Below are 7,695 nucleotides of genomic sequence, written 5' to 3' on the forward strand. Positions count from 1 at the left end.
AGCTCATGTTCGCTCAACGGTTTCGGTTGCGCCAAAGCCCGAAAAACAGAGGGAAAAGTTCTGATGGTTTTCAGTGAAGACTCACGGGTCAAAATTCCCTGCATTCTGCATCTGGTAAGGCTCGGTTACCGCTACCTTTCGCTCAGGAATGCGGTATGGGATGAAAAAACCAACATTTTCCCGGACCTGTTTCGTGCCGCCGTGACCCGCATCAATCCCGGCCTGGATGCAGACGACATCGATCGACTGCTGACCGACGTCCGGTTGTCGCTGGAAAACGAAGACCTCGGCAGGGCTTTCTATGAAAGGCTCACGGAGCGTTCCGGCACCCGTCTGATCGACTTCACCGATTTCTCGAACAACAGCTTTCATGTGGTCACGGAACTCACCTGCAAGAACGGCGACGATGAGTTCCGTCCCGACATCACGTTGCTCATCAACGGCATGCCGCTGGCATTCATCGAGGTCAAGAAGCCCAACAACCGTGAAGGGATGCTGGCCGAGCGCAACCGCATCATCACCCGCTGCCGCAATCCCCGCTTCCGCCGCTTTATCAATATCACGCAGCTGATGGTGTTCTCCAACAACATGGAGTACGACGACGGGTCACCCCAGCCCATCGAAGGGGCCTTCTACGCCAGCCCGTCTTACGATACGCCGATCTTCAACTACTTCCGGGAAGAAGAAGATCTGAATCCACCGGATTTGCCGGCTGACGAGGACGACACGGTTGAAAACGAGGTGCTCAAAGACAACAACCTCAGCGTAATCAAACACAGCCCGGAGTTTGTCAGCAACAAATCACCCGACACGCCGACCAACCGCATCTGCACCTCCCTGTTCAGCCGCGACCGACTGAAGTTCCTGCTGCAATACGCCTTTGTGTATGTGAGCGAAACCGACGGCCTGCACAAGCACGTCATGCGCTATCCACAGCTCTTCGCCACCAAGGCCGTTGAACGCAAGCTCGATGCCGGAGTGCGTAAGGGGATCATCTGGCACACCCAGGGCAGCGGCAAGACCGCGCTGGCCTATTTCAACATCCGTTTTCTGACCGACTACTTCCAGAAACGCGGCATCATCCCGAAGTTCTATTTCATTGTCGACCGCATCGACCTGCTTCATCAGGCCCAGCGGGAGTTCTCCGGCCGCGGGATGACGGTCCACACCATCGACACCCGCAAGGCCTTCACCCGCGACATCAAGGCGACCAAGGCGATCCACAACGATTCCGGCAGACGGGAGATTACCGTTGTCAATATCCAGAAATTTCAGGATGACCCGGACGTCATCCGCACCGAGGATTACGACATCAGCATCCAGCGCGTCTACTTTCTCGACGAAGTGCACCGCAGCTACAACCCCAGGGGCAGCTTTCTCGCCAATTTAAGCCAGTCTGATCAGAACGCCGTCAAGATCGGCCTCACCGGCACGCCGCTGTTGGGCGACGACTACAACTCCCGCGCCCTGTTCGGCGACTACATCCACACGTACTACTACAACGCCTCCATTGCCGACGGCTACACCCTGCGCCTGATCCGCGAAGAGATCGCCACCAACTACCAGCTCGCCCTGCAGGAAGCGCTGGCCGCCGTCAAACTCCAGCAAGGGGATATTGAACGAAACAAAATCTACGCCCACCCGCGCTTTGTCGAACCGATGCTCGACTACATCATCGACGATTTCGAAAAAAGCCGGGGCGTGCTGAACGACGCCTCCATCGGCGGCATGGTGATCTGCGACAGCGCCGAGCAGGCGAAAAAGATGTTTGAAATCTTTCAGTCCCGATCCGCGTCGAACATCGTCGGACAGTATCCGCAAGCCCCGTCCGATGGGTCTGGAGCGGTGCTGATGGCGGCAGAGCGGCTCTCCCGCTATGGCTCGGGGCAACAACCGGCCAACACGGTCAAAACCGCCGCCCTGATCCTTCACGACATCGGCAGCAAGGACGAGCGCAAAACGTGGGTGGAAGATTTCAAGGCGGGCAAGATCGACCTGTTGTTCGTCTTCAACATGCTGCTCACCGGCTTTGACGCCCGACGGCTGAAAAAACTCTACCTGGGCCGGGTGATCCGCAAACACAACCTGCTCCAGGCCCTGACCCGGGTCAACCGTCCCTACGAGGATTTCCGCTACGGCTATGTGGTCGATTTTGCCGACATCAGCAAGGAGTTCGAAGAAACGAACCAGCGGTATTTGAAAGAGCTCAATGACGAGCTGGGCGACGAACTGGAACACTACTCCCACCTGTTCAAGTCCGCCGAGGAGATCCAGAGTGAAATCGAGCAGATCAGAGACATCCTGTTTCTCTTCGACACGGAAAACGCCGAAGAATTTTCCCGGCAGATCAGCCGAATCCAGGACCGCGCCACCGTGCTGGCCCTCAAAAAAGCCCTGGCCGATGCCCGCAGCCTCTACAATCTGATCCGCCTTCAGGGGGAATACGCCTTTCTCGACCAGCTCGATTTCCAAAAGCTGGGCCGGCTCTATCGGGAAACCTGCAACCATCTCGACCTGTTGAACCTCAAAGAAAGCCTGGAATCGAACGCCGACACCACGGGCCTGCTCAACGTCGCCCTTGAAGAGGTGCTCTTCACGTTCATCAAGGTCGGCGAAGAAGAACTGGTGCTGGCCGACACGCTGAAGAACACCCTGCGTCAGACCCGAGAGGCCCTGGCCGACAACTTCGACCCGCAGGACCCCCGATTCATCACCCTCAAGGAAGAGCTGGAGCGGCTGTTTAAGAAGAAAAAGCTGAGCGAAGTGAGCCAGGAAGAAATGACCGCCAACATCGGCACGCTGAGTGCCATCCATGAACAGGTCAAGGCGCTGAACCGGCAGAACAACCAGCTGCGCGCCAAGTATCAGGGCGATGCCAAATATACCCGCATCCACAAGCGGCTGATCGAACGCGGCGCGCTTTCGGAAACCGAGCGCCGTCTCTTCGAAGCCCTCTCCGGCGTAAAAAAGCAGGCCGACGATCAGGTATTGCAGAACACCCAGCTGCTGGCCAACGAAGCCTTTTTCGAACGGATGATGATGCCGCTCGTTATCGGCGAGTTCCAGGCCCGCCGGAAAATCAAGCTCAACCCGGATACCTCCCGCGCCATCAACCAACTGGTGGTCAACGAATACAGAAATGAATTTGCCTCCGGCAACCAAAGAGGAGTACAGGCGTGGTAACGCAGGATTTCGAGAAACACACCCGGCAATTGATCGACGGCCTCAAGAGCATCTGCGCCGCCTACGGCCTCGGCAACGACGGCAACGAGTTCAAGATCATCACCCAGGTCTTCCTCTACAAGTTCTTGAACGACAAGTTCGCCTTTGAAGCCAAGAAGATCAACCCGGCGCTGGCAACGGCCGAGAGCTGGGAACAGGCGATCAGCTCCCTCGACGCCGACGCGCTGGAAATGCTGCAACTGCAGATGGGGCCGGACACCGCCCGCCTCAAGCCGGAGCATTTCATCGCCCACCTGTTCGGCCGCCAGAACGCCCCCGAGTTCGCCAAACTGTTCGACGACACCCTGCGCGACATCGCCGTCAGCAACAACGACATCTTCGCGGTCAAGACCGACGGCGGGACCAAGGTCACCCTGTTCGACCGGGTAAGCGAATACATCAGCGATGTCACCCGGCGCGACGCCTTCTGCCGCGCCGTCATCAACAAGCTGGTGGTCTTCAGTTTCGAGCGCATCTTCACCCAGAAGTTCGATTTCTACGCCACCATTTTCGAGTACCTGATCAAGGACTACAACAGCAACAGCGGCGGCAAGTACGCCGAGTACTACACACCCCATGCCGTGGCCCGGATCATGGCCGCCATCCTGGTGCCGCAGGAGAAGCAGGGCACGGTGACGAACGTCAGCTGCTACGACCCCTCGGCCGGGTCCGGCACGCTCTTGATGAATGTGGCCCACGCCATCGGCGAGAACCGGTGCAGCATTTACACCCAGGACATTTCACAGAAATCCTCCAACCTGCTGCGCTTGAACCTGATTTTAAACAACCTGGTCCATTCCATCCCCAACATCATCCAGGGCAACACCCTGCTGCACCCCTACCACCGGGACGGGAAGGTGCTGAAACGGTTCGACTACATCGTCTCCAATCCACCCTTCAAGATGGATTTTTCCGATTTCCGAAACGAGCTGGACACCAAAGAGAACAAGGACCGGTTCTTTGCCGGGGTGCCGAAAATCCCGGCCAAGGCCGTAGAGAAGATGGCCATCTACCAGCTCTTCCTCCAGCACATCGTCCATTCGCTCAAACCCGGCGGCAAGGCGGCGGTGGTGGTGCCCACCGGTTTCATCACCGCCCAATCCGGCATCGACAAAAAGATCCGTGAGCACCTGGTGAATAAGAAAATGCTGGCCGGGGTGGTCTCCATGCCGAGCAATATTTTCGCCACCACCGGCACCAACGTGTCCATCCTCTTCATTGACGACAGCAACAAGAACGGCGTGGTCCTGATCGACGCCTCGGGTCTCGGCACCAAGGTCAAGGACGGCAAGAACCAGAAGACCCTGCTCTCCGAAGCGGAGGAAAACCGCATCATCGCCGCTTTCAACGCCAAAAAGGCGGTGGAGGATTTCTCGGTGGTGGTCGACTACGAGGACATCGCCGCCAAAAATTACTCCCTCAGCGCCGGGCAGTATTTCGAAGTGAAGATCGACTACGTGGACCTTACTCCGGAAGCGTTCGCGGCCAAGATGCGGGGCTTTACCGACAACCTGGACCGGCTGTTCAAGGTGTCGGCCGGGCTGGAGCAGGAGATTCGGAAACAGTTGGCGGGGTTGCGGTATGAGTAATTGGCAGACAAAGAAACTTGGCGAAATCTCCGAGATGTGCCTTGGAAAAATGCTTGACGAGAAAAAGAACAAGGGGGAATTCCAGCCATATCTTGCAAACATCAACGTCAGATGGGGCGGATTCGATCTTTCCAGCCTGAACGAAATGCGTTTCGAAGGTTCCGAACAAGAACGCTACGGATTGAAGCCCGGTGACCTTGTTATCTGTGAAGGCGGAGAGCCTGGTCGCTGTGCGATCTGGAAAGGCCAAGTGCCAGGCATGAAGATACAGAAGGCTCTTCATCGAGTTCGCATCAATAGCGGCTATAGCAATGAGTTTGTTTATTACCGATTGCTTCTCTCGGGCAAAAATGGTGAACTTGCCAAGCACTTCATCGGCTCGACCATCAAGCACCTGACCGGCATCGGACTGAAACAAGTTGAGTTTTCATTTCCGTCCTTCGAAGAACAAAAGAAAATCGCCGCCGTCCTCTCCGCCCTCGACTCCAAGATCGACTGCAACAACCGCATCAACGCCGGACTTGAGGCCATGGCCAAGACCCTGTACGACTACTGGTTCGTGCAGTTCGATTTCCCCGACGCAAACGGCAAGCCCTACAAATCCTCCGGCGGCACGATGGTCTACAACCCCACCCTGAAACGGGAGATCCCGGCGGGGTGGAAGGACTCGACACTTGGTGAGACTTTCAAAACGCACCTTGGCGGCACTCCATCCAGAGGCAAAAAGAAATATTGGCTTCCGGGTGAAGTGAACTGGTTGAGCTCTGGTGAGAATCCAAGCACGTTCGTCGTAGATCCAGACGAACAAATTTCGAAATCAGGTTTGCAGAATTCTGCTGCGAAACTTCTTCCCACAGGGACTGTAATTCTCTCAATAGTTCGTCACCTTAGGGCCTCCATACTCGGAATTGACGCAGCAACGAATCAATCAGTCGTTGGTATTCTGGAAACAGAAAAAATCAAACACTGCTTTATCTATCCGTACCTTATTCGCGAAATACCAAGGCTAATGGCTTTGCGAACAGGAGCGCAGCAACCACACATTAACAAAGGGGTGCTTGATGAATCACGCCTGATAATTCCTGATGATGCAATATTGGCAGCCTACACCACTCTGGCGGCACCACTATTTTTGCAGATCAAAAACTACCACCAGCAAAACAGGGAGTTCACCCAACTCCGCGACTGGCTCCTGCCCATGCTGATGAACGGGCAGGTAACCGTGGCGTAAGGGGGGCATAATGAAATTCGAAGCGTTTGTTTCCGGCCGCTTTAAACAGCAATACCAATACAAAAGTTTTCTGCCTTCTCCCATCAACCAGGTCTGGTCATGGGAAGACCCGCGCATCAACGTGCTGCTGGAACAGGCGACGAAATCGCTGGGTGAACTCAACGCCTTCACGCTGATTGTGCCGGATGTCGATCTCTTTATCCGCATGCACATCATCAAGGAGGCGAACACCTCCAGCCGGATCGAGGGAACCCGCACCGAGATGGACGAGGCGGTGCTGGAAGAGGAGGCGATCCTGCCTGAACGTCGTGACGACTGGCGGGAAGTACAGAATTACGTTCGGGCCATGAACACGGCCATCGGTGAGTTAAAAAAACTGCCCCTTTCCCTGCGCCTTTTGCGCCTCACCCATGAAATCCTGATGAGTGGCGTCCGGGGCGAGCGCAAGACCCCCGGAGAGTTCCGCCGCAGCCAGAATTGGATCGGTGGCGCGAGTCTTGCCGATGCGGCTTTTATTCCCCCGCACCATGAGGACATGGCCGATCTTTTATCCGACCTGGAAGCCTTCTGGCATAACGACAATATTGCCGTCCCCCACCTGGTCCGCTGCGCCCTGAGCCACTATCAGTTTGAAACCATCCACCCGTTTCTGGACGGCAACGGCCGCATCGGCCGCCTGTTGATCACGCTCTATCTGGTCAGCCACGGGCTGTTGAGCAAGCCGTCCCTCTATCTTTCCGCCCATCTGGAGAAGCATCGCGGCGCCTACTACGACGCCCTGACCCGGGTGCGCGAATCCAACGACATTGGCCACTGGGTGCGTTTCTTCCTGCAAGCGGTGGTCGAAACCGCCGAAAGCGGCAAAAGAACCTTCCAGCGCATCCTGACGCTGCGGCAGGAACTTGACGCTGAGATCCTCAAACTGGGCCGCCGAGCGGAGAATGCCCAGCAGCTCATGCTTTATCTCTATGGGACACCGACCATTACCGTCAACAAAGCCATGGCGGTGTTGGGCATCAAGTATGTCCCTGCCAACAGCCTGATCGCCTCTCTGGTGGATATGGGGGTGCTGCAGGAGGCCACCGGATTTCAACGAAACCGGATTTTTATCCTCAGGCGTTATATAGACATCTTCAGGGACGGAAATTAAAATACGCCAACCCTTATTATATTTTTTACGACCAAAAACATAACAAGGGTTTTCTTATGCAAGGTTTTCATCCTGAAAACATTCTTGATGAAATCTGAGAAGGTGCTTTGCAATTCCTGCCTACCTTGGATCGCCTGTGCGATATGGGCACGCTGCAGCCGGAAGGCGATAGACGCGGACGGCGGTACAGGCCGCGCTGATAGGACGTATCGACGTAAACCGTCCCAATACGCGATATGCGTCGATAAATTCCGTCAATAAATTTATTAAAATCCTAATAATACAGTAGATTATACTATTGACGCAGAATAACCTGAAATGCCCCGAATCCGGACATAGATCCATATCATCCCCCTACGATAGAAATTGGATATATTGTAGGGGGGGGGGGGGGGGGGGGGGGGGGAAAAGAATGGGAAGGGGGAGGACCGCAACAACAAGTCCAAAAAACGCACAGCTCCACCGTGCCGCCAGACGAGACCGGGGTCCTGGGGGAACCGGGG

4 protein-coding genes are annotated in these 7,695 nt (G+C 55.8%); all 4 read left to right on the plus strand.

Going from position 1 to position 7,695, the window contains the following annotated elements; genetic code table 11:
• Nucleotides 1-63: 63 nt before the first annotated feature.
• Genes ACYQ11_RS16055 through ACYQ11_RS16070 form a run of 4 tightly spaced genes read left to right on the plus strand, consistent with a single transcriptional unit; the run spans nucleotide 64 to nucleotide 7,192 of the window.
• On the plus strand, nucleotides 64-3,183 hold the full coding sequence (locus tag ACYQ11_RS16055) for a type I restriction endonuclease subunit R (RefSeq protein ID WP_459924824.1): 3,120 nt from the start codon (nucleotides 64-66) through the stop codon (nucleotides 3,181-3,183).
• Nucleotides 3,177-4,811, plus strand: coding sequence for an HsdM family class I SAM-dependent methyltransferase (locus ACYQ11_RS16060; RefSeq protein WP_459924825.1), 1,635 nt, complete (start codon nucleotides 3,177-3,179; stop codon nucleotides 4,809-4,811). Before ACYQ11_RS16055 ends, ACYQ11_RS16060 begins: the two co-directional genes overlap by 7 nt.
• Entirely contained in the window at nucleotides 4,804-6,042 is a 1,239-nt protein-coding gene (locus ACYQ11_RS16065) for a restriction endonuclease subunit S (protein WP_459924826.1), read from the plus strand. The genes ACYQ11_RS16060 and ACYQ11_RS16065 overlap by 8 nt, the downstream gene beginning before the upstream one ends.
• Before the next feature lie 10 nt (nucleotides 6,043-6,052).
• Nucleotides 6,053-7,192, plus strand: coding sequence for a Fic family protein (locus ACYQ11_RS16070; RefSeq protein WP_459924827.1), 1,140 nt, complete (start codon nucleotides 6,053-6,055; stop codon nucleotides 7,190-7,192).
• Nucleotides 7,193-7,695: the final 503 nt, after the last annotated feature.

This window comes from Desulfatiferula olefinivorans, assembly GCF_054657895.1.